Origin of the sequence: Microbispora cellulosiformans (assembly GCF_008728085.1) — a bacterium.
In the GTDB taxonomy this organism is placed as follows: Bacteria; Actinomycetota; Actinomycetes; order Streptosporangiales; family Streptosporangiaceae; genus Microbispora; species Microbispora amethystogenes.
Genome location: NZ_VYTZ01000020.1, coordinates 1 through 21,454, shown reverse-complemented (window position 1 = coordinate 21,454; position 21,454 = coordinate 1). Strand labels below are relative to the sequence as shown.

At 69.9% G+C, this 21,454-nt stretch carries 14 protein-coding genes; 2 read left to right on the top strand and 12 right to left on the bottom strand.

The window, feature by feature from the left end; translation table 11 throughout:
* Positions 1-80: 80 nt before the first annotated feature.
* From F5972_RS33905 to F5972_RS33880, 6 genes are all read right to left on the bottom strand, one after another.
* Positions 81-3,692, bottom strand: coding sequence for a glycosyl hydrolase family 95 catalytic domain-containing protein (locus F5972_RS33905; protein ID WP_150937735.1), 3,612 nt, complete (start codon positions 3,690-3,692; stop codon positions 81-83).
* Positions 3,693-4,107: 415 nt separating this feature from the next.
* Complete coding sequence (locus F5972_RS33900) at positions 4,108-6,276, bottom strand: alpha-glucuronidase (RefSeq protein ID WP_150937737.1); 2,169 nt, start codon at positions 6,274-6,276, stop codon at positions 4,108-4,110.
* A 40-nt stretch (positions 6,277-6,316) separates the two neighbouring features.
* Complete coding sequence (locus F5972_RS33895; protein ID WP_150937739.1) at positions 6,317-7,039, bottom strand: hypothetical protein; 723 nt, start codon at positions 7,037-7,039, stop codon at positions 6,317-6,319.
* A 76-nt stretch (positions 7,040-7,115) separates the two neighbouring features.
* Entirely contained in the window at positions 7,116-8,771 is a 1,656-nt protein-coding gene (locus tag F5972_RS33890; protein WP_150937741.1) for an ABC transporter substrate-binding protein, read from the bottom strand.
* Positions 8,772-8,830: 59 nt separating this feature from the next.
* Positions 8,831-9,703 carry a carbohydrate ABC transporter permease gene (locus F5972_RS33885; protein ID WP_225311982.1) on the bottom strand — a complete coding sequence of 291 codons (873 nt, stop codon included), beginning with the start codon at positions 9,701-9,703 and terminating at the stop codon, positions 8,831-8,833.
* Positions 9,700-10,692 (bottom strand): ABC transporter permease, encoded by a 993-nt coding sequence (locus F5972_RS33880; RefSeq protein WP_150937746.1) that lies wholly within the window; start codon positions 10,690-10,692, stop codon positions 9,700-9,702. Before F5972_RS33880 ends, F5972_RS33885 begins: the two co-directional genes overlap by 4 nt.
* Before the next feature lie 291 nt (positions 10,693-10,983).
* On the opposite strand from F5972_RS33880, the gene F5972_RS33875 reads away from it, so the two are divergent.
* On the top strand, positions 10,984-12,024 hold the full coding sequence (locus tag F5972_RS33875) for a LacI family DNA-binding transcriptional regulator (RefSeq protein ID WP_150937748.1): 1,041 nt from the start codon (positions 10,984-10,986) through the stop codon (positions 12,022-12,024).
* On the opposite strand, the gene arfA is transcribed toward F5972_RS33875, so the two are convergent.
* The 6 genes from arfA to F5972_RS33845 form a co-directional block, all read right to left on the bottom strand.
* Entirely contained in the window at positions 12,005-13,501 is a 1,497-nt protein-coding gene (gene arfA / locus F5972_RS33870; RefSeq protein WP_150937750.1) for an arabinosylfuranosidase ArfA, read from the bottom strand. The two genes, F5972_RS33875 and arfA, sit on opposite strands and share 20 nt — an antisense overlap.
* Positions 13,502-13,564: 63 nt before the next feature.
* Complete coding sequence (locus F5972_RS33865) at positions 13,565-15,523, bottom strand: right-handed parallel beta-helix repeat-containing protein (RefSeq protein ID WP_150937752.1); 1,959 nt, start codon at positions 15,521-15,523, stop codon at positions 13,565-13,567.
* The gene (locus F5972_RS33860) at positions 15,520-16,725 is read right to left on the bottom strand and encodes a mandelate racemase/muconate lactonizing enzyme family protein (protein WP_150937753.1); all 1,206 of its coding nucleotides are present in this window, start codon (positions 16,723-16,725) and stop codon (positions 15,520-15,522) included. The genes F5972_RS33865 and F5972_RS33860 overlap by 4 nt, the downstream gene beginning before the upstream one ends.
* 1 nt (position 16,726) lies before the next feature.
* Positions 16,727-17,554: a carbohydrate ABC transporter permease gene (locus F5972_RS33855; protein WP_150937755.1), complete on the bottom strand. Its 828-nt coding sequence runs from the start codon at positions 17,552-17,554 to the stop codon at positions 16,727-16,729.
* On the bottom strand, positions 17,554-18,525 hold the full coding sequence (locus F5972_RS33850) for a carbohydrate ABC transporter permease (protein ID WP_150937803.1): 972 nt from the start codon (positions 18,523-18,525) through the stop codon (positions 17,554-17,556). The genes F5972_RS33855 and F5972_RS33850 overlap by 1 nt, the downstream gene beginning before the upstream one ends.
* An 8-nt stretch (positions 18,526-18,533) precedes the next feature.
* Positions 18,534-19,805 (bottom strand): ABC transporter substrate-binding protein, encoded by a 1,272-nt coding sequence (locus tag F5972_RS33845; RefSeq protein WP_150937757.1) that lies wholly within the window; start codon positions 19,803-19,805, stop codon positions 18,534-18,536.
* A 137-nt stretch (positions 19,806-19,942) separates the two neighbouring features.
* On the opposite strand from F5972_RS33845, the gene F5972_RS33840 reads away from it, so the two are divergent.
* Positions 19,943-20,713 carry a FadR/GntR family transcriptional regulator gene (locus F5972_RS33840; RefSeq protein ID WP_150937759.1) on the top strand — a complete coding sequence of 257 codons (771 nt, stop codon included), beginning with the start codon at positions 19,943-19,945 and terminating at the stop codon, positions 20,711-20,713.
* Positions 20,714-21,454: the final 741 nt, after the last annotated feature.

The following is a 21,454-nucleotide window of genomic DNA, read 5'->3' as shown; positions in this document are numbered from 1 at the left end:
GCGATGGCGGTGTCCCCGGCGGGTGGAGGGTGGTCACCGCCGGTGCGGTCGGCGGTCGGCCGGGGACTCCCAAGGTGTCGTCAGCAGCTGGCCGCGGTGTAGGCGGCGTCGTAGGACGTGGTGACCTCCTTGCCGGCGATCGTCGCGGTCGCCGTCACGGTGACCTTGCCGGCGCCGATCTGGGCGGCCCGGGTGTTGAAGGACTGGTAGGCCTGCTTGCCCGGGGCCACGTCGGCCACGGTCTTGGTGCCGTACGGCGTGGTCAGCGTGATCGTGGCCGTCACGTCGGAGTCGTTGACGGCGGTGACCGCCAGGTAGGCCGAGGAGCCGATGCAGCGGGTGCTGGCGGTGACGGTCAGCTTGACCGCCGGCGGGGGCGGAACGGTGGCGTCGAGCGTGACCGCGAAGATGTGCATCGTCGCGACGTTGTTCGCCGCCCGTGCGCTGATGTTGGGCAGGTCGACGCGGGAGATCTCCTTGTTCTGCAGCGGCACGCCGACGTAGTAGATGGTCGCGGCGGTGTTCTGCCGCTGGTTGTTCGGCCGGTTCTGGTAGGGGGCCACGACGGCGGCGTCGCCCTCCGGCCGCGGCGTGCCGTACCAGTCGGGCGAGCTGAGGGTGAAGGTCTGCCTCGTGCCGTCCTTGTAGACGATGGTGGCGGGGCCGGACACCGCGCCGTAGGTCCCCGTCAGCAGGAAGCCGAGCGTCTTGCCGGTGCCGGTTATCTTGAGGGACTGTCCCGAGGCGATGGCGTTGTCCGGGGTGCCCACCGGGACGTTGGGCCACTTGAAGTTCAGCCCGTTCTTGGCGACGGTGGCCCCCGGGGTGACGCCGACCGTCGCGAGGCCCTGGGCGGAGATGCTGGCGTTGTTGCCGTCGAAGTTGCCGGGAGCGGTGTTGTTGTCGTCGGTGACGGCGACGTTGCTGAAGAGCTCCTCCAGCGTCTTCTCCCCGCCGCCCCACACCCGCACCGTGGCCTGAGCGGACGCGGTCCAGCTCTCGCCCCCCTCGGTGCCGCTCACCACGGCGGTGAGGACCGCGGTGCCGGTCGCCGCGCCGGCGGCGGGGGTGACGGTGAACTCCACCGTGGCCTTCCCGTTCGCCGCCAGGGGCCCCACTTCGGCCTGGGCGGGGGTGACGGTCCACCCCTGCGGCGCCTGGAGGGACACCGTCGCCTTCGGAAGCGACACCTCGATCGCCCGGACGGTGACCTTGACCTTCGCCTCCTGTCCCGGACTGACCTCGACGGGCACGGCCATCGTGACCTTCTGCAGGGCTACCGCCTGGTATGTGTGGCGGGCCGTCGCGTTGATCTCGATGGCGTCGGGCTCGACCCTCGTGAACTGGGCCGCGCCGCCGCCGGTGGTGTCGAGGAGCTTGAAGCGGCCCTCGAAGATGTCGCCGCGCAGCTTGACCACACCCGCGCGGTCCGGCCTGACGCGGTAGTCGTCCGCCTGGCCTTCGCTCCACTCCACGCTGACCGTGTGGCCGCCGCGGCCCCGCAGGCCCTTGATCCGCCCATTCGGCCAGGCCGGCGGCAGCGCGGGCAGCAGGTGCAGCTCACCGGCGTGGCTCTGCAGCAGCATCTCGGTGATGCCCGACGTGGCGCCGAAGTTGCCGTCGATCTGGAACGGCGGGTGCAGGTCGAACATGTTCGGCGCCAGCCGGGCCGGCGTCACGAGGAGGCGGACCAGGTCGTGCGCCCGCTTGCCCTCCTCCAGCCGCGCCCAGTAGTTGATCTTCCAGGCCAGCGACCAGCCGGTGCCGTCGTCGCCGCGCAGTTCGAGGGTCCGCCGCGCCGCGGTGTACAGCTCCGGAGTGCCGCGCTTGGTGATCTGGTGGCTGGGGTGCAGGCCGTACAGGTGCGAGACGTGCCGGTGGTTCCGCTCGGTCTCCACCCAGTCGTACAACCACTCCTGGATGTTGCCGCGCGAGCCGATCTTCATCGGAGGGAGCCGGTCCTTGGCGGCCAGGACCTGCGCCCGGAAGCTCGCGTCCACACCGAGGACCTCGCTGGCCTCGGCGCAGCCGTTGAACAGGTCGCGCAGGATCTGGTTGTCCATCGTCGGGCCGGCGCACACGCTGACGTTCGCGTGGTGCGGCAGCTCGGGGGAGTTCGACGGGTTCGTGACCAGATATCCGAGCTTCGGCTCCTCCACGAGGGTGTCGAGGAAGAACTGCGCCGCGCCCTTCATGGCCGGGTAGTTCTTCCGGAGGAACTCGACGTCGCCGGTGAACAGGTAGTGGTCCCAGATCATGGTGGCCAGCCACGCGCCGCCGGTCTGCCACATGCCCCAGAGCGCGCCGTCGACGACCGAGGTCGCGCGCCACCCGTCGGTGTTGTGGTGGGTGACCCATCCGCCGGCGCCGTACTGCACCTCGGCCGTGCGGGCGCCGGTCTCGGTGAGGTCCTTGATCATGGAGAACACCGGCTCGTAGCACTCCGACAGGTTCGTCGTGTCGGCGGGCCAGTAGTTCATCGGCAGGTTGGCGTTGATGGTGTACTTCGAGTCCCACTGCGGGCTCAGGGAGTCGTTCCAGATGCCCTGCAGGTTGGCCGGTTGCGTCCCGGGACGCGAGCAGCTGATCAGCAGGTACCGGCCGAACTGGAACAGCAGCGCGGAGAACTGCGGGTCGTCGACGGCCCCGTGCTGGGCGATCCGGACGTCGGTCGGCTGGTCGGCGGCGTCGGTGCGGTCCAGTTCGAGCGTCGTCCGCTTGAACAGGGCTTCGTAGTCGGCGACGTGCCGGGTGCGCAGCGAGGCGTAGTCCTTGCTCGTGGCGGCGTCGAGGTGCCGCTGGGCGATGCCCTGGTAGTCGCCGCTGACGTCCTTGTAGTTCACATAGCTGGAGCCGATGGAGACCAGCAGCGTCACGCTGTCGGCGGCGGCGACTTGGAGCGTTCCGCCCGAACTGGTGACGGTGCCGCCCTCGGCGACGGCCTTGGCCAGCGCCAGGAACTTGACCTGGCCGGTGATGCCCTCGAAGTTGCCCGAGACGCCGTCGAGCGCCACCGTGCTGCTGTCCGGGCTGGTGCGCGTCGTGCGCTGGGAGCTGTCGAACGTCGCGCTGAACGTGATCGAGCCGGGCTTGTCGGCGGTCAGGCGGATGACGATGACCTGGTCGGGCGCACTGGCGAACACCTCGCGCTTGAACCGCACGCCGTTCAGCGAGTAGTTGACGGAGGTGGTGGCTGTGGTGAGGTCGAGCTGGCGGTCGTATTCGGTGAACCCGGTGGTGCTCGGGAAGGTCAGCCTGATGTTGCCGACGGTCTGGTAGGCGAGCTGGCCCGCGGGCTTGCCCAGCATGTTCTGGTCGATGAGGGTCTGGGCCTGGCTCCACTGGTCCTCGAAGACCAGGCGCCGGATCTCCGCCAGTGCCGCCGCGCCCTTGGTGTTGCTCTGGTCGTACGGCCCGCCGCCCCAGATGGTGTCCTCGTTGAGCTGGAGCCGTTCGACGTCGACGTTGCCGTACACCATGGCGCCGAGGCGTCCGTTGCCGATGGGGAGGGCGCGAAGCCAGTCGGTGCCGGCGCCCTTGTCATACCACAGAGCCATGTCGTTCGCGGCGCGAACCTCCGCGGGCGCCGTCGAACCGGCTCGGGCGACGGCCGTCCACTGCATCGGCAGCATCAGAGCTCCGGCTCCGACCGTGCCGTACTTCATCAACTGCCTTCGCGTCAGGTCTGACATTGGTTCTCCAAACGCGCTTGCGGCCTTGCCGGCGGTCCGGCGCACGCCGATACGCCTGATCCCGGCGGTGGCGGGGGCAGACGGGTTCGGCGGGACCGGCACGATGACGAGGCGGTTCAGGGGGTGAGCGCAAAGCTACAAAGATTTGATGTATGGGTCAATGGCTGTTACCAAAACGCCCTAAAACGCGCCATCTTGCCCCCATGGGGCTTGAGAACATCTGACCTTTGGCCGAAAACCTGTCCGGAACGCGTTGACTTGGGCCGATCTCGTGGATGGAGTGGAGGGGGACCTCGGCACCCGCGGATCGCCGCGGCGGCGGCACATCCGACGCCGCCGGCGCCCGTCGCGATGACGCGGCCCGGTGTTACTGGGATGCGGCATTCGGGAGATGTTCGTGAAATGTCAGGGCATGTCAGGGAATGCGTCGGCCTTGGGCATCGGGCACGCCCGACTTGCGGAGGAAATAGGCGTTGACCTGGTCACGCCACTCCTCGGCGCAGCGGAGTTGCTCCGCGAAAAGCTCCCGTACGCGGGCGTGCAAAGCGGCGGGCACCAGCCCGGCGAGTTCCGCCCAGCGCAGCCGGGCCCGCTCCACCTCCTCGACGCCGGCGAAATGCGTGTCGTAGATGTGCTGGATCACGGTGGACCCGTCGTGCAGCACGTGGCCGTACGGGACGTGGTGGAAGAACAGCAGCAGCTCGTCGGGGCACCGCGTGAGCGACTCGTACACCTCCGACCACGGCGGCGGATACTGGCCCGTGAAGCCCGTGCCGGTGGCGCGGGTGCGGTCCACGCCGACGCCGTCGCGGTCGGCGAAGTGATAGGTGCCCCACGGCGTGTACTCGTATCCGTCCACATCCGGGCCGTAGTGGTGGCCGGGGCGGACCATGAACCCGACGCCGAGCGGCGCGGTGTAGCGCTCGTACGTGCCGCACGAGTCGTCCATGATCTCGTGCAGCGCCTCCCGCAGCCGCCCGTCGTCCCTGCCCGCCGCGAGAGGGAAGGTGAGGCCGATCCACTCGTCGAGGATCGCCGCCGGGTCCGACGACGGCGCCCAGGCGAGCCGGCCGAAGGTGTACAGGTTGGCCTGCGCGAGCGGGTGACCGGTCCAGTAAGGATCGTCGCCGGCGTTGGAGACCCCCACGAGCCCTCCGCCGGCGACGTCACCGGCCACGATGTCCGCCACGCCAGGCCCGGCGGGTCCCCAGGGCCGGAAGCCGAGCACCTCGCTCCACATCGGCGCGAGGTAGCACACGTGCCGCTGCTGGCCGGTGTACTCCTGCGTCACCTGAAGCTCCAGCGCGACCCGGGTGCGGGGCATCGCCGCGATCACCGGTGACACCGGCTCGCGCACCTGGAAGTCGATCGGGCCGTGCTTCACCTGGAGGATCACGTTGTCGCGGAAGCGCCCGTCGAGCGGGGCGAAGTGGTCGTACGCCGCGCGGGCTCGGTCGGTGGACCTGTCGCGCCAGTCCTGCCGGTGGTTGTAGACGAAGGCGCGCCAGTGGACGACCCCGCCGAACGGCGCCAGCGCCCCGGCGAGCAGGTTCGCGCCGTCGGCGTGGTCGCGCCCGTACGCGTGGGGCCCCGGCTGCCCCTCGGAGTCGGCCTTGACCACGTAGCCGCCGAAGTCGGGGATCGCCTCGTACACCCGTGTGGTGACGGCGGCCCACCACGCCCGCACGTCCTCGTCGAGAGGGTCGGCGGTCGCCGTCCCGCCGAGGGCGAGGGGCGCGGCGAAGTTCACCGACAGGTGCACCCGTACGCCGTAGGGGCGCAGCCGGTCCGCGATCGCGGCGACGTCGCCGAGGTGGTCGGTGAGCAGGCGGGTCTCCGCGGCGTGCACGTTCACGTTGTTCACCGCGACCGCGTTCACCCCGCAGGCGGCCAGCAGCCGCCCGTAGGCGGCGACGCGCGTCAGGTCGTCGCGCAGGGCGCCGTCGCACCAGAAGATCGACCCGCCCGCGTAGCCGCGCTCGACCTGGCCCATCACCGGGTGCACGGCCACGTTGTCCCAGTGGTCGAGCATGCGCAGCCGCGCCGCCGGCCGGTGGCGCTCGGCGGGCCGCTCGGCGCCGAACGCCTCCTCGCCGAGCCGCACCACATGGAACAGGCCGTAGAGCAGGCCGGCCGCCGAATCGGCGAGCACCACCGTGACGCCGTCGCGCCGGGCGACGACGTAGCCCTCCTCCCCGATGCCCTCGTCCTCGACAGCCGGGCCGTCGTCCGCCGCGGACCGTCGCCGGAACCCGGCCAGGACCGCCTCGGCGACCGCGGGCAGGGGCCCGGCCGCGGTGAGCGCGAGCACGAGGTCGTACGGCCCGCCGTCGTCCCCGCCGGCCTCCCCGCCGTCGTCCCTGCCGTTGGCCGCACCGTCGTCCGGGCCGGCCGCCTGCCGCCGCACGCTGCCGCCGTACCGGGCGCAGGCCCGCGCCACCTCCTCGTGCACGGTCCCGGCGAGCGGTCCGCCGCCGCGCAGGAGCGTACGGCGCGAGCCGATCGGCCGGAACGCCTCATCCGGCAGCCACGCCGGATGAACGCCGTACGGATCGGGAGAGCCGGGCGGGCCGGGACGGGTCACGGGCGTCCTCCGGAAAGGCGGGCCGGTCGTCGCGGGAGGGTCACGCGGTGAACCCGTCGCGCACCTCGGCGATCATCGTCCGGCTGTTCAGCAGCAGCAGCGCGGCGAACACCGACGCCAGCGCCGCCGTCGCCGCCTCGGTGGCGACCAGCGTGAGACCGGCCGCCGCGACGAGGAGTCCCGCGTCGCCGAGCGCCACCCGGGGCGTGCGGAAGAGGAAGTAGGCGGCCAGGCGGGCGACGTCCCGCCCGCGGAACGTGAAGAGGGAGGTGATCACCAGCGCGTTCGCGGTCCACAGGACCGTCGCGACTCCGACGACGACGAGCGGCACCGTCCACCAGTCCGGCACCCCCGCGGCGGGGAAGTTCACGAGGACGACCGCGACGACGGTCAGCCACGCCAGCGCCGGGACCCAGACCTTGAGCGCGCCGCGGACGTTCATCGCGTAGCCGCGCAGGAACGCCGCCGCCGGACGCAGGTCCGCCAGATCCGCGCGGCGGCGGTGCACCGCGTACAGCGCGGCCGAGAGGGCCGGGCCCGCCGGGAGCAGGCAGACCGCCGCCAGCGGGACGTTGGCGGCGGCACGCCCGAACAGGCCGAGCAGGACGAGCCCCGCCAGGCCGGGCAGGCAGGCGGCCAGCAGCAGCAGTTCGACCACGAGCAGGGTGTAGACCAGCGCGGCGGCCCGCGAGAGCGGGCCGGTGCCGAACCGCCGTGCCGCCGCCGCCGTCACCGCTGAGGTCGCCGTCGTCGTGTCGGTCATGGGGAGGTCTCCTGGTGGATCGGGCCGCCGCGGGGCCGCCCTGGGATCGAACGCGCCTGATTGACCGGCGGAACGGTCAGCCGTGCTCCTTCTTGTACCGCTCGTAGGCGCTGTTCGCCAGGTTCACGTAGGCGGACATGCTCTTGGCCTCCAGCTCCTGCACGTACGCGTCCCACTCGGAGAAGTCGCGCTTGCCGAGGATGAACTGGAGCGAGTTCTGGGTGGCGTGGTCCTTCAGCGGGGTCTGCCACAGTGCGGCCTGCTCACGCTCCTCGTCGTTGAGGGGCGCCGGCGGCTTCGGCGGCAGCGCCTTCCGGGCGTTCATGCCCTTCTGCCACTCGATCTCCTCCTCCGAGAAGGTCGACTGGAGGAGTTCGGTGCTCCCGCCGTACGCGAACACGCCGTTGGAGAAACCGAAGTCCTTCTGCAGGTGCTTGGGCGCCCCGGGGTTGAGGCCGACGAAGTCGACGTCCTTCGGCAGGTGGAAGCCGGAGGCGTCCCTGGTGTGGGTGACCCCGTCGACGCCCCACTTGGCGAACACCTGGCCCTCGTCGGAGTACCAGAGCCAGTCGATGAACTGCATCATCGCCACGAAGTTCTTGCTGTCCTTGGCCTTCGCGGAGATCATGATGCCGTTCTCCAGCCGGGTGTCGTTGGAGTCGGCCTTGATGGGCCCGAGCGGCCCGATCGGCACCGGGACCTTGACCAGCTTCGCCTTCGGGTTCGCCTTCGCCAGCGGCGGGCGATACTCGTTGACGAGGGTCTGGGCGTTGCCGCTGATCACGAAGGACTTGCCGGACGCCAGCTTCTGGATCGCCTGGTCGTCGGTCTGCGTGAAGCTCTCCGGGTCGAGCAGCTTGTCCTGCACCAGCGTGTGGATGAACTGCAGCATCTGCTTGTACTGCGGCATCGCGCCCGTGTAGGCGAACTTCCCGGCGGCCGGGTCCCAGGTGAGGCCGGTGGTGAAGCCCCAGCCGCCGCGGGCTCCGGAGCCCAGGCCGAAGACCTGGTTCAGCATGGCGTTGCCGGTCCACCGGTCGGAGTAGGGATAGGAGTCGGGGTGCTCCTCCTTCATCGCCTTGAGCATGGCGTGCACGTCGTCCCAGGTCTGTGGAGTCTGGATCCCGAGCTTCTCCATGACGTCGGCGCGGACCTCCAGCGTGTACTCCACCCAGTAGTCCTCGTGGAGGCCGGGGAGCAGGTAGAAGCGGCCGTCCGACTGCCGGAGGGTGTCAAGGTCGGGCTGCAGGTTCCACTTGGCGATCTTGTCCTTGAAGTTCGGCATCAGGTCGATGTAGTCGCTGACCGGCAGGACCGCCCCGGAGGCGACGAAGGGGACCTCCTGGCCCGGGTAGGTCTTGGGGATGATCATGGGGGCGTCGCCCGCGCCGATGATCAGGCTGCGCTTGTTCTCGTAGTCGCTGAGCGGCACCACGTTGGGCTGGAGCGTCACGTTCGTCCGCTTGGTGAGCTCCGACCAGAACAGCCAGTCCTTCTTCATCGGATAGAAGGGGTGGTTGTTGTAGAGGATGGTGAACGTCAGCGGCGCGGCGGCCTTGAACGGCGTGCCGACCGCGTAGTCGGCCATCGCGCCGTCCCGGTTCGCCGAGAGGGCCTCGCCGCTCTTCTTACCGCCGGTCTCGTCACCGGTCTCGTCACCGCTGCCGCAGCCGGCGAGCGCGGCGAACGCACCCATGGCGATCATCGCCTGACGCCGGTTGATCTTCTGCATGAGAGGGGGGTCCTTTCCCTGGGGGAGCGGGGCTGGCTGAGCGCGAGGATCCGGCGCGGCTATCCCTTCACCGCGCCGAGCATGACTCCCTTGACGAAATACCGCTGCACGAAGGGATAGATCGTCAGGATCGGGAGGACGGTGAGCACCATCGTCACCGCCTTGATGTTGGTGGCCACGGTCATGTCGGTGGCGTCGGCGCCGACGGACGTGCCCGTGGTGGCCCCCGCGATGAGGTTGCGCAGGTAGACGGTCACCGGGAACAGGTCGCTCTGCGTCATGTAGAGGAAGGCGGGGAACCACGAGTTCCAGAACGAGACGGCGTAGAAGAGCACCATCGTGGCGATGACCGCCTTCGACAGCGGCAGCACGATCCGCAGCAGGATGCCGTACGTGCTCATGCCGTCGATGGCGGCGGCCTCCTCCAGCTCCGCCGGGATGCCCTCGAAGAACGCCTTCATCACCAGGAGGTTGAAGACGCTGATCGCGTTCGGCAGCACGATGGCCCAGATGGTGTCCTTCATCCCGAGGCTGGAGATCAGGACGTAGTTGGGGATGAGGCCGCCGGAGAAGAACATGGTGAAGACCGCGACCCCGATCAGGAACGTGCGGCCCTTCAGGTGCCTCTTCGACAGCACGTACGCGTAGCAGGTCGTCATGAGCATCGCGATGGCCGTGGCGACGACCGTGTAGACCACCGTGTTGCGGTAGTTCGTCCAGAACGTCGGGTCGGACGCCACGAACTCGTACGTACGGAAGGTGAACCCGACGGGGACGAGGTTGACCTTGCCGGCCCGGATCGCGAACTCGTCGCTCAGCGACCGCGCGACGATGTTGACGAAGGGATAGAGGGTCACCAGCACGACGCCGGTCAGGACGACGGCGTTGACCACGCGGAACACCTGCCGGCCGCGGGTCCGGTCCACGGTCACCACAGGCTCGTCCCCACGGTCCGGCGGGAGATCAGGTTGGCCGACAGCACCAGGCCCAGCCCGATCAGCGCCTCGAAGAGGCCGATCGCCGCGGCGTAGCTGAAGCTGTTGGAGATGATGCCCATGCGGTACAGGTACGTGGAGATCACGTCGGCGGTCGGATAGGTCAGCGGGTTGTAGAGCAGCAGGACCTTCTCGAAGCCGACCGCCATGAACGTGCCGATGTTGAGGATCAGCAGGGTGACCGCGGTCGGCCGGATGCCGGGAAGGGCCACGTGCCAGATCTGCCGCCACCGGCCCGCGCCGTCGATCCGGGCGGCCTCGTACAACTGGTCGTCGACCGTCGTGAGCGCGGCGAGATAGATGATCGTCCCCCAGCCGACCGTCTGCCACATCTCGGAGGAGACGTAGATCGTCCGGAACCAGCCCGCCTCCTGCAGGAACGCGATCGGGTCGTCGCCGAGCGCCCGCAGCACCTGGTTCACCGGCCCGTCCACCGACAGCAGCTCCATGACGAGACCGGCCACGACCACCATCGACAGGAAGTGCGGCAGGTAGGACACCGACTGGACGAACCGCTTGACCCGCCGGCCGCGCAGTTCGTTGAGCAGCAGGGCCAGCACGATCGGCATCGGGAAGCAGAAGAGCAGGGTCAGCGCGCCGAGGACCACCGTGTTGGTGAACACGTGCCAGAACGACGGGTCGTCCAGAAACATCCGCACGTAGCGCAGGCCGACCCACTCCTCGCCCAGCACGCCGCCGCCGGGCCGGAACTTCCGGAAGGCGATCACGTTGCCGAGCATCGGCAGGTAGCGGAACACCACGAAGAACAGCAGCGGGAGGATCGCCAGCGAGTACAGCTGCCAGTCGCGGCGCAGCGCCTGACGCCAGGTGCGGCCCGGAGGGCGATGCGCACGGGCGGGGCCGGGGCCCGCCCGCCGCGGATCACCGGCGTCCGGTGACGCGTCGATCGCCTTGGTGGTGCTCATCCTCGTGCCTCCGGTGCCATCTCCGTTGGCGGCGCCGCCGCGTCACGACCACGCCGCCGCGTCAGCACGCCGCGAACGGATAACGCCGGGGCGATATGACCGAAAGTTTCGATAATGTGGATTAATATTGCGGAAATATAAGCCCCACGGCAAGGGGCGTCAAGAGGCAAGTCAAGTGCCGTCCGGCCGGATCGTGATCGCGCTGGTCTCGGCTTATCGGAGACCCTCGCGCTGGTAGAGTTTCTCGAAATTTTCGGAAACTACCAGCCCACGGGAACGACGAGTGGACCGATGACCAGCCCTTCCTCCGCCCAGGGCCCCCACCGTGCGACGATCGCGTCCATCGCCGAGGAGACCGGCGTCTCGGTGACCACGGTGTCCAAGGTCCTCAACGGCCGCCCCGACGTCGCGCCCGCCACCCGGGAACGGGTGGAGGCCTGCCTCGCGCGGCACAAGTACCGCCCCCGTGTCCGGCGGCGGCCGCTCAAGGGGCAGATCGACCTCGTGTTCCACCAGCTGAACTCCGTGTGGTCGATGGAGATCATCCGAGGGGTGGACTCCGTCGCCGCCCCCGCGGGGATCGAGGTCGCGCTCTCGCAACTGGAGGGCGCGCACCGGCCGCCGGAGGAGTGGCTGGACGGCCTGCTCGACCGCCGTCCCCTGGGCGTGCTGTTCGTCCTGTGCGGCCCGTCGCAGTCGCAGCAGCGGAGGCTGCGGCGTCAGCGGATCCCGTTCGTCGTCGTCGACTCCGACACCGTGACGCCCGCGTCCGTGCCCATGGTGGGTTCCAACAACTGGAACGGCGGCCTGCTCGCCACCCGCCACCTCCTCGAACTGGGCCACCGCCGCATCGCGGTCGTCTCGGGGCCGAAGGACGTGCTGTGCAGCCGGGCGCGGGTCGCCGGCTTCCGGGTCGCCCACGACGAGGCCGGGGTGGCCGTCGATCCCGGCCTCGTGCGGTACGGCAACTTCTACGTCGACGCCGGCTTCGAGCACGGCATGGACCTGCTGACCGGCGCCGCCCGCCCGACCGCGATCTTCGCCGGTTCGGACCTCCAGGCGCTCGGCGTGCTGCGGGCCGCGCGGCGGCTCGGGCTCGACGTCCCCGGCGAGCTGTCGGTGGTCGGGTACGACGACGTGCCCGCCGCCGCCTGGGTCGAGCCCGCCCTCACCACGGTGCACCAGCCGCTGTCCGACATGGCGGTGGTCGCGACCCAGATGCTGCTCGACCTGGCCCGTGGCACGGAGGTGACCACGAGCCGCATCGACCTCGCGAACGAACTGGTGGTCCGCGACAGCACCGCGCCGCCGGTCAGCTCCTCGCCAGCCTGATCACGTTCCAGGAGACCGGCGGCAGCACGATCCGAGCGGGATCGCTCCGGTGGGAGGTGTTGGGGCGGGGGGCCACCCGCTCGGGGTCGTCGGCCGTGTTGCGGGCGTACACGTCCTCGTGGGTGAGCGTCGTCGCCTCGGCGATCCGTACGGCGCCGAGCGCCCGCGTGTCGAGCTCCAGCTCCAGCGGCTCGGTCACCGACCGGTTCACCGCGAACACCGTGGTGAACCGGTCGTCGTGGGTGGCGACCGCGTGGAGCACCGGGACCTGCCCGAACTCGCCGGTCTCGTACGACGGCCCGACCGGCTCGGTGAGCAGGACGTCGCCCGAGGCGTACCGCGCGGCCTGCGCGAACGGGTGGAAGGTGGTCTGCCGCCAGGCCCGGCCGCCCGGCTCGGTCATGATGGGCGCGATGACGTTCACGAGCTGGGCGAGGCAGGCCGCCGCGACCCGGTCGCTGTGCCGCAGCAGCGTGACGAGCAGGCCGCCGAACGCCACGGCGTCGGCGAGGTGGTAGTGGTCCTCCAGCAGCGGCGGCGCGACCGGCCAGTCCGGCGGGGGAGGGGCCGACTGGTGCCGGCTGAGATACCAGATGTTCCACTCGTCGAACGACACGGAGATCTTCTTGCCGGAGCCGAGCCGCGCGCCCACCTGGTCGGCGATGGAGACGACCGTGGAGATGAAGTGCTCCATGTCGGTCGCGCAGGCCAGGAAGCCGCCGAGGTCGCCGTCCTTCTCCTCGTAGTAGGCGTGGCAGGAGATGTGGTCGACCAGGTCGTAGGTCTCCTCCAGGACGGTCGTCTCCCAGGAGCCGAACGTCGGCATCGAGGAGCCCGAACTGCCGCACGCCACCAGTTCGAGGCCGGGGTCGACCATGCGCATCGCCCGGGCCGTCTCGGCGGCGAGCCTGCCGTACTCGTGGGCGGTCTTGTGCCCGATCTGCCAGGGGCCGTCCATCTCGTTTCCCAGGCACCACATGCGGATGTCGTGCGGCTCCTTGGCCCCGCCCGCCACCCGCAGGTCCGACAGCGTCGTCCCGGACGGGATGTTGCAGTATTCGAGCAGGTCGACGGCTTCCGCGACGCCGCGCGTGCCGAGGTTCACCGCCATCATCGGCTCCAGGCCGGCCAGGCGGGACCACCGGACGAACTCGTCGACCCCGATCTCGTTGGTCTCCGTGCTGTGCCAGGCCAGGTCAAGCCGCCGGGGCCGCCGCTCACGCGGGCCTACGCCGTCCTCCCAGCGGTAGCCGGAGACGAAGTTGCCACCGGGATAGCGGACGGTGGTCACGCCCAGCTCACGGGTGAGCGCGAGCACGTCGCCGCGGAACCCCTCCGCGTCGGCGGTGGGGTGGCCGGGCTCGTAGATCCCGGTGTAGACGCAGCGGCCGAGGTGCTCGACGAACGTGCCGAACGTACGGCGCCGCACCGGGGCCACCCGGTGGGCGGGATCGATGGTCAGCTGTGCCTGGAGCACGGGCCTCTCCTTGATCGCAGGAGTGTGTCGCCCGGCGATTGTTAGCGTTCGCATGCTCCGTGGTCAAGGGCCGGGCGCGTCACGGTACTTCCCGGTGGGGCCGGCCGCGTCGATGATCCGGGCGGCCTCGACGGGGACGGCGTCGGCGGTGACCGTCACGTTGTCCCTGGTGACGTTGCCGCGTTGGCCGTCGACGATGCCGGTGATCGCGGGGTTGGTGGAGAAGTTGCCGGTGAGGGTGAGATCGCCGGTGTGGTTGCCGCTCTGGTTGTTGGCATGGGCCCACTGTCCGGCGGTGCCGGCGAACACGTTGCGGTTCGCGCTCAGGTAGCGGGACCCCTCGTCGAAGTACAGCCCGAGCTGGCCGCTGTTCTCGCAGTGGTTCTCGTCGATGACGCCGCCCGGGATCGCCGAGAGCGTGTAGATGCCGCCGGCGTCGTACATGGTCTGCACGACGTTGCGCACGTGGTTGCCCACGACGCGGACGTCGCTCAGGGTCGTCGGCGTGTCGTAAATCGGCTGGAAGTCGTAGAGACCGCGGCCGGCGTACTCCGGGCTGCCTCCCGGGTCGTTGGCGCCCCAGCCGTAGCCGACGCCGATGCCGATGTACGGCATGTCGGAGACGTAGTTGTGCTCGACGGCCAGCCGGGTGACGTAGCTGGCGACGATCGCGCCCTGGTCCAGGTAGTCGAGGGCGGTCGCGTAGACGCGGTTGTCACGCAGCACGATGTCGCTGTTGACCATGCGGGGATCGGACGGATGGTGCGCGTCCGGGCCGATGCCACCGACCATGATGCCGCCGCCGGCGCTCGCGGTGAACGTGCTGCCGACGACCGACACCCGGTGCGCGCCGAGCCCGACGCCGGTGGCGTGGGCGCCGGCGTCGTTGCCGATGCCGAGCCCGACGGAACCGAGGTTCACGAAGGCGCAGCCCACGAAGGCGATGTCCGCCGCGGCCGACACCTGCACCGCCGCGGGCGCCTGCGCCCAGCCGTTGCGGGACGCCTCGAACTCTCTGCAGCCGGCGGCGCACGAGGTGAACGCGTCCGGCGGCCGGTGGGGCTGGACGCCGCTGATGAAGGCGCCTGTCTGCTGGTTCGCGTAGCCGTCGGAGGTGCCCGGGTGCAGCCATGTGGTGCCGCTGAAGGTCAGGCCCTCGAACCGGAGGCCGCGGGCCGGCTCGTCGTAGGTGCCGCCGACCTCGACCAGCGACTCCAGGCGGGGCAGCTCGACCCGCGCACTGGAGATGTCCTGCCCGGGAAGGGGTTTGTAGTAGAGCGTTCCAGTGGTGGGGTCCAGATACCACTCGCCGGGCTCGTCGAGGAACGTCCTCGAATTGAGCAGGAAGAACTTCGGCGTCCGGAACGGCGCCTGGACGACGTCGTACCCCCAGGTGTTGTTGTCCCAGGCCGGTTGTCGCATCACGACAGTCGAGCCGGAGATGCTCTCCACCGGCGCGAACCGGTTGGTGAACGACAGCATCGCCTGGAACTCGATGCGCCTCTGGTCGGGAAGCTCGGCGAGGTAGGCGAGATCGGGGTTCTCGACAGTGAAGCCGGTGGGGGTCAGGGTGATGTCGGACGGCGCCACGCTGATCCGTGCGTGCCGCGCGAGCTTCCCGTCCACGTAGAGCTGCCTGCTGTCGGACCCGGCGTTCACCCGGGCCCGGTAGACGCCGGTGGCGTCGTCGTCGATCTCCCAGCCGGTGACGGACGTGGCGCCGCTCAGCACCGGCGCGGCCCCGCGCGCGGCCCTCCAGGTCACGGTGTGCCCGTTCCGGCCGGAGTCGGCGGCGTCGAAACGCAGCGGCGAGGTCAGCCGGTAGGTGCCGTCCAGGAGTTCGACCGTGACGTCGTGCGTCCCCTCGGCCGCGGCGGCACGGGCCCGCCGCTGCGCCTCTCCCAGCGTGGCCAGCGGCCGCCCCTCGCTGCCGGAGCCCGTGTCGTCGGCGTCCTCGGCTCCGGCGGGCGCCACCACGATCGTGCCGGCGGCCCGGGTTTCCGCCTGGGCGGGGCGGGTCACCTCGCCGCCCGGTCGGTCGCGGGGGTGAGCTCGTGCGGCCGTGCGAGGTGGCCGTGGCCGGGCACGGGGAGCAGGCGCCGCCCGGCGTGCTCCGGCCGTACGTTGGGGCTGTCGGCCGGGACGGCGCCGGGCCGGCGGATGAACGCGCCGATCGCGGCCTCGTCGACCGTGAGGCCGAGGCCCGGAGCGTCTCCGAGCACGAAGGCGCCGTCCTCGACGTGCAGGTCGGCGGACACGCCGAGCGGCGGCCGGAGGTCCTGCAGTTCGCTGACCAGGTGGTTCGGCACCGACGTCGCGGCGTGCAGCAGCCCGACCGGGGTGTTGCCGATCGGGCTGACCGGCAGGTCGTGGGCGTGCGCGAGGGCCGCCACCCGGAGGAAGTGGGTGACGCCCCACACGGCGGCAGTCTGGACGATGTCGACGGCCCCCGCCGCCAGCAGCGGACGGAACTGTTCGAGCCCGCTGAGGTTCTCCCCGGCCGCGACCGACGCCCGGATCCCGCGGCCGACGGCGGCCATGCCCTCGGCGTCCCACCGCCGTACGGGCTCCTCGATCCAGGTGAGGTCGAGGACGCGTTCGATCTCGCCGACGTGCCGCACGGCCTGCTTGCGCGTCCAGGCCTCGTTGACGTCGAGCATCAGGCCCGGCCGCGCTCCGTGCCCCGCCTCGGTCAGGACGTCGCGCACCAGCCTCAGGCGGCACAGGTCCCGTTCGACGTCGAGGCCGCCCTTGATCTTGGCGGCGCGCAGGCCGTACCCGGCGTACTCCTTGTAGGTCGCGACGAGTTCGTCGTCGGTCAGGCCGATGTCCAGGCCGGAGGCGTACGCGGGGACCCGCCGGTCGCGTCCCCCCAGCAGACGCCAGAGCGGTTCGCCGGCCAGTTGTGCCTTGATGTCCCACAGCGCCGTGTCGATCGCGCCGATGGTCCCGAACACGACGCCCGCGTGACCCGCCTTGAAGGTGTGCCGCAGCATACGGTCGTAGAGCGCCGTCACGGCGCGCGGATCCTCGCCCTCGACGGCGGCGAACACCGTGTCGATCTGCACGTGGGGCCCGATGCCGACCCCGGTGATCCCTTCGTCGGTGTCCACCATGACGATCTGGACCGGTACGGCCCCGTCGGCGTAGACGCCGTTGGCGTCACCGACCGGACGACCCCAGTCCTGGACCGTCTTGAGCGTGCGATACCCCGAAATCCGCATGTCAGCCCTTCGTGGAACCAGCGGTCACGCCGTCGGCGATCTGGCGCTGGAGGAACAGATAGATCATCAGGACCGGGACGGCGGCGATCAGGACTCCGGAGGCGAAGGTGGGGATGTCGTCGGAGTACTGCCCGCGCAGCGAGGTGACCCCGACCATGAGGGTGCGGTGGTCGGCCGAGTTCATCGTCAGCAGGGCGATCAGCACGTCGTTCCAGCAGAACAGGGTGTCGAGGATGCCGACCGACAACAGCGCCGGCCTGCCCAGCGGGATCATGACTCGCCGGTAGACGCCGTAGACGGTGTTGCCGTCGATCCTCGCCGCGTCCACGATCTCCATCGGGATCGTCGTGTAGTGGCTGGTCATCAGGAAGACGGTGAACGGGAGCCACTGCGCGACGTAGGCGAGGATCAGTCCCGGATAGGTGTCGATGAGGCCGGTGTCCGCCATGACGCGGGCGAGCGGCACCATGATCACCTGGAACGGCACGAACAGCGCCGCGAGACAGCCCAGGAAGATCATTCTGGAGCCGCGGAACCGCAGCCGGCTCAGTGCGAAGCCCGCCATCGACCCGAGCAGCAGCAACAGGGCCACCGAGACCGTCACCACGAGGAGCGAGTTGGCGAAGTACCGCGCCATCCCGGCGTCGGACCAGGCCGTGCCGATGTTCTCCCAGTGCGGGGAGTTCAGGGGGGCGAACCGGTCGAGGACGTACTCGCGCCGGGTCTTCATGGCCACGTTGGCGGTGAACACCAGGGGGTAGACCGTGGCCAGCGCGAGGGCCGCCATCGGAACGGCGGCCACCCAGCCGCTCAGGCGCCTGCCGCGCATCAGTCCTGCCTTCCCGCGCGGCGGAGCAGGCCGACCTGCGCCAGCCCCACCACGAGCATGATGAGGAAGAGAACCGTCGACGCGGCGGAGGCGAGCGCCGGGCGGTTCATCTGTCCCTGCTGAATCCAGATGTAGTACTCCGGCAGATACGTCGAGCCCTCCGGGCCGCCGCTGGTCATGACGTACAGCAGGCCGAACATCGACGTCAGCATCCCGATCATCGTGGTCACGAGGACGAACGCGATGGTGCGGGACAGGCTCGGGATGACCACGTGCCAGATCGTCCGGGCCAGTGACGCGCCGTCCATCTGAGCGGCGTCCAGCAGTGAGGAGTCGAGGGTCGAGAACCCGGCGAGGAAGACCACCAGCGCCATCCCGAACGTCGCCCACACATGCACGCCGACGACGGTGAACATGGTGACCCCCGGGTCGCCGAGCCAGTCGACCGGGCCGATGCCGATCGTGCCGAGCACGGTGTTCAGCGGGCCGTCGAAGGCGAGCATCAGGTTGAAGATCGAGCCCACGATCACCGGCGAGAGCACGGCGGGGAAGAAGTAGACGCTGCGGAACACCCGGTGCCCGGGGACCCGCAGGTAGATGAACGTCGCCAGCAGGCCCGGGATCGCCACCGCCACGGGCAGCAGCAGCACGAGCAGCCCCACGTTGCCCAGTGCGGTGCGGAACAGCGGGTCGTCGGCCAGTTCCAGGTAGTTGTCGAGCCCGACGACCATCCCGTTCCGGTCGCCGTCGCCGGTGAAGGAGAAGTTGACGCCGAGGATCAGCGGGTAGAGCCGCAGTCCCAGGATGATCAGTACGGCCGGGGCCACCAGGACGTACGGCGCGAGACGCTCCGAGCGCGCCGCCCGCCGGGAGCCCGTTCCGGTGGCCCGGTGGCCCGCCTGCCGGGTGGTGTCCGGACCGCCGGCCCGCCCGGGCACGCCCGGGCGGACCAGCGGGGAGGAGCCTTTCATTGGCACGGTCAGCTCGCCTTGTCGGCCGCGGCCATCTGGTCCATCGCCTTGTCGACGGTCAGCGACCCGCTCAGCAGCTTCTGCGACACCCGTCCCATCAGGTCCAGCGTCTTCGAGGACAGCGCGACGTGCAGGGCGGGCTTACCCCCCTTGATCGCCGACACGATCGCGCCGGCGGCCGGGCCGGACTGCGACGCGTCGATGGTGGTGTCGGAGGCGATCGCGCCGGCCTTGGCGTAGAACGCGGTCAGGGCCTCGGTCGAGGTCAGGGACCGCACCAGGTCGGCCGCCAGCTTCGGGTCCTTCGTCCACTTCGCGACCCCGTAACCGATGCCGCCGTCGTAGGCGAGGCTCGGCGTGGCTCCGTCGGTCACGACCGGGGCCGGCATCACGCCGATCTTGTCGGGCGGCAGGAACTCGCCGAAGTCCTTCCAGTGCCCGATGTCCGACATCAGTCCGATGACGTTGGCGGCCTTGCCGGACTGGAAGATCGCCCACGAGTCGTTGAACATCGCGGTCGAGTTGGCCCCGGCGTTGTTGTAGCCCTTGTCGTTGACGTCCTTCCACAGCGTGAAGATCTGCTTCACGTGGGGAGAGGTCCAGTCGCGCTTGCCGGCGATCCAGTCGTCGTACTCCTGGGGCGTCAGCACACCCGAGCCCAGGCCCGAGAGGAAGAACTGGATGCCGAAGCCTTCCTTGTTGCCCAGCGCGAAGCAGCTCTTCCCGGCCTTCTTGACGGCGGCGCAGTCGGTCATGAGCTCGTCCCACGTCGCGGGCGGCTTGGCCGGGTCGAGCCCCGCCTTCTCGTAGACCTCCTTGTTGTAGTAGATCGGGTGTCCCTGCAGCGTCACCGGCGCGGCGTAAACCTTGCCGTCCTTGCTGAACGCGTCCCAGCCCGCGAGGCGCTGGCGGTCCTCGGCGACGTACTCGTCGATCGGGAGGAGCGCGTCCACGCGGTCACGCAGCTGCCCGCCTCCGTTGAACAGCATGACGTCCGGCCCCGTGCTGGACTGGATGGCCGTGCCGAGCAGGGTGTAGTACTGATCGAACGGCTGGGCCACGAACTCGACCGTCACGTCCGGGTGCTTCTTGGCGAAGTCGGCCTTCGCCTTCTCGATATAGGAGGCCGCGGTCGCGTCGCCCGACTTCCAGTCCCACACCACCAGCTTCGAGGAGGTTCCGGAACCGGCAGGTGAGGGAGCCGTACGGGTGGCGCTGCCACATCCCGACACGGTCAGCCCCGCGACCAGGACGGCCGACCACAGTGTTCGCTGCTTCATGGCTGTCACTCTCCAGAGCGTGGCCGGTTGACCCGGCCGTCTGCGGCGAGAACGTAACTCGTATGACGTCTGACGTCAATACTGCTGACATATACTCGCCGATGGCGTGCTGTCCCCGCAGGCCATCGGAGGATGAGATGACGGCATCGCAGGAAACGGCCCGCGAAGTACCGTCGCCGCCTGCCTGGGTACGGCGGCCGGCGAGCCTCGCCAAGGCGGTGACGGCGGAGCTGGTGGTGCGCATCGTGCGCGGCGTGCATCCGTCGGGGACGCCGCTGCCCCCCGAGCCCGCGCTGTGCGAGGCCTTCTCGGTGAGCCGGACCGTGGTCCGCGAAGCGGTGAAGATCCTGCAGGAGAAGGGCCTGGTGCAGGTGCGCCAGGGCGCCGGCACCATGGTCACCCCGTCGACGTCGTGGGACATGCTCGACGAGCTCGTCCTCGCGGCGACCATCGCCGAGGACGAGAGCCTGGCGATCCTCGACGACGTCGTCGTCACCCGGCGGGTGCTGGAGGCCGACATGGCCAACGTCGCCGCCCGCCTCGCGGACCAGGACACCGTCGACCGGCTCCGCGCGCTGGTCGACCGGATGGACGAGCTCGTGGACGACCACCTGACGTACGAGGAGCACGACCGCGTCTTCCACGACGTGGTCATGCGAGCCTCCGGGAACCGCATCGCCCGGGGAGTGGTCCGCTCGCTGGAGAGCCAGGTCGTCAACACCGCGCGCTACATGGGCCGGTCCGAGCGGGCTCTGTGCGTGGCCTCCAACCTCGGCCACCGCCGCATCTACGAGCGCATCGCCGCCCACGACCCCGACGGCGCGGCCAAGGCGATGTTCAACCACATCACCGACGCCTGGCTGGTCCGCCGCAGCGGCCCCGCCGATCCCGTACGCCTGGAACGGTGAAGGCAGGGTCCGGAGGCAGGGTCCGCGGCGGTTCCCGGCGACGGGAAATCGACCGGCGCCGGATGGCGATATCACTGCCTCCGAAGGAAGCGGAAGACGCCGCACCCCTCACGCACAGGCATGGGATGTCTCACCGGTGAGCGATCCCGGCCCGCTGTTCGCCGATGCCGCATGCTCAACGGTGAAAAAGCGATCCCGCGGCTGTCCGGCCTCTCCCGCCGGCATTTCGGCGTTCGTTGATCGAAAAACATCCTACGTCCGGGATTGACGCGCGCTGAAATTTTCACGGTGCCCATCCGGTGCCGCCTTGCCGCCTCCGGTCGCCCGGGCCACCTCCGCGGGCGCTTATCCGGCGGCGGTTCGCAGGTGGATGCGCCGGTGAGGCAGGCGTCGGCTCGGTCCTGACAGTGGATGCCCGATAACAATCGATTCGGTTCGATCACCCGCAGGAATCCGCCGGAGTGACAGCGGATGGCGCGCGTGTTAGAAACCGGGCAATTCGGAGCGAACGTCACGAGAAACGCACGGCTCGGTCGAAGGAACCGGAGGCGGCACCCCTCTCGGAACCTCGTCCACCGGCAACGGCGCGGCGGCGCGCGCTTTTGCCTTGACTGTGTTCCTGATGTCAGGAAGGAATCCTTGTTATGTCCCGACGTCCGTGGCCGGTGATGCTGGCCACGCTGGCGCTGCTGGCTCCTGTGCCGATGGCGCTGAATGTGCCGGCGGCGAACGCGTTGACGA